The organism is Vibrio sp. Y176, assembly GCF_033438945.1.
Window position 1 is genome coordinate 1 of sequence record NZ_JAWOQS010000757.1, and the last position, 617, is coordinate 617.

The window sequence follows — 617 nt, forward strand, 5'->3', positions numbered from 1 at the left end:
AGATCCAACTGTTCATATAGGTTTTGTCGGATACGTGCATGTTGTTCTGGTTCTTGGCTTGCAAGGCTAATCAACGTTTCATAAATAAGCGTTTTCATGTCATTCCCTTTAATTTTATTGCACGGAGTGCATATATATTGTATCCGTTTAGAAACCACAAATCAGAAGCTAGGTCACAGAACGCGGCGCTAAAAAAGATTATGTGAGAAGGATATGCCAACACAAAATTGAGACGCTTTCGACAAAAATTGACAGATACATCTCGAAATCATGCAAACGTTTGGCATTTAACACTGTTTGAATACAACCAAAAGCAGGAAAAACGAACACGCCGCCAAAAATGGCGGCGTGTTTTTTTGTGTTACGAAACTAACTTAACGTCGATTAGAAGAAATAAACCAACATCTCTACATCATCACCTTGTTGAGGGGCTTGAAGAGAAAAGTGCACATAGCCCGCTTCAGTCACTGGGATAGCAAGATATTCGTTGCTGCCCGCATAGTTTGATGCGTACTCGTGTTGCTCTGCTGTCGGCCAGTGTTTGCGGCTTGCGTACAAGTCCACATTACCTGCGCCGTAAGGGTCGTTCGCATTTGATTGGCTCGACATCCAAATGC

At 42.6% G+C, this 617-nt stretch carries 2 protein-coding genes; both read right to left on the reverse strand.

What is annotated here, in order from left to right; genetic code table 11:
• The coding region (locus R7O13_RS28485; protein ID WP_318305408.1) for a PAS factor family protein at positions 1–98 on the reverse strand (98 nt) is incomplete at its 3' end.
• A gap of 286 nt (positions 99–384) precedes the next feature.
• Positions 385–617, reverse strand: a 233-nt coding sequence (locus tag R7O13_RS28490; RefSeq protein WP_318305407.1) for a PPC domain-containing protein, incomplete at its 5' end; no start/stop codon positions are given.